1 protein-coding gene is annotated in these 1,420 nt (G+C 70.1%); it reads right to left on the bottom strand.

What is annotated here, in order from left to right:
* The coding region (locus FLV34_RS39225; RefSeq protein ID WP_147945579.1) for a sugar ABC transporter ATP-binding protein at positions 1–1,420 on the bottom strand (1,420 nt) is incomplete at both ends.

The raw sequence follows: 1,420 nt of genomic DNA, 5'->3' as shown, positions 1-1,420 counted from the left end.
GTTCGGTGGAGACCATCACGAGGTCGAGCACGCGGTGTTCGTCCAGGTCCTCGGCCGGGGCCTCGTGCACGATCCGGCCCTCACGCACCACCAGCACCCGATCGGCCAGCCCCAGCACCTCGGGCACCTCACTGGACACCAGCACCACCCCGATGCCGTCATCGGCCAGCCGGCGCACCAACGCGTACAACTCCGCCCGCGCCCCGACATCCACCCCACGCGTCGGCTCGTCCAGCAACAACAACTTGCGGTCCTCGGCCAGCCACCGCCCCAGCACCGCCTTCTGCTGGTTGCCCCCCGACAACGTCCGCACCGGACGCCGCGGATCCGGCGGACGAATATCCAGCGCCTGCGCCAACCGCGTCGCCTCGGCCAGCTCCGCCCGCCGATCCAGCCACCCCAGCCACCGCGGCCTGGTGTACCGGCTCAAACTCGCCAGCGTGATGTTCTGCGCCACCGGATGATCCAGCAGCAACGCCTGCGCCTTACGCTCCTCCGGCGCCAGGCCCATCCCCATCCGCACCGCCCGCGTCGTGCTGCCCCCACGCACCACCCGGCCATCCAGCACCACCCGGCCGCTCGCCCGCCGCGCCCCGTAGATCGCCTCGACGATCTCACTACGACCCGACCCGACCAGCCCCGCCAGCCCGACGATCTCCCCCGCCCGCACACTGAACGACACATCCGCGAACCGGCCCGGCAGCGTCAGCCCCTCCACCCGCAGCACCTCCGGCCGCCCCTCATGGACATCCCGGCCCGGCCGCGGCGGGAACACATACTCCACATTCCGGCCCGTCATCAACGCCACGATCTGCCCGGTCGGAGTGTCCTTGGCCGACAACCCCACCGCGACCGTCCGCCCGTCCTTCAACACCGTGACCCGATCCCCGATCTCCCGGATCTCCTCCAAACGATGGGAGATGTAGATCACCGCCACCCCCTGCGAGGTGAGATCACGGATCACCCGGAACAGATTGGCCACCTCGTCATGGGCCAACGCCGCCGACGGCTCGTCCATGATGATCAACCGGGCCGAATGCGACAACGCCCGCGCCATGCTCACGATCTGCTTGTGCGCCGGCGACAACCGGCCCACCTCGGTCCGCGGCCGGATCTCCCCATGCCCCAACCGGCCCAGCAACTGCGCCGCCGCCCGATCGGCCTCACCCCGCCGCGAAAACCCCAGCCGCGCCGGCTCATGACCCAAGAAGATGTTCTCCGACACGCTCAACCCGTCCACCAGGTCGAGCTCCTGATAGATCGTCGCGATGCCATGCCCCATCGCCGCGGTCGGCGGCGCCAGCCGCACGGGCGAGCCGTCCAGCAGCACCTCCCCCTCATCCGGCGCATGCGCACCCGACAAGATCTTGATCAGCGTGGACTTCCCGGCCCCGTTCTGCCCGAGCAGGCAGTGCACCTC

Origin of the sequence: Microbispora sp. CSR-4, from assembly GCF_008033685.1 — a bacterium.
Classification (GTDB): Bacteria; Actinomycetota; Actinomycetes; order Streptosporangiales; family Streptosporangiaceae; genus Microbispora.
This window is presented reverse-complemented; position numbering and strand designations above follow the sequence as displayed.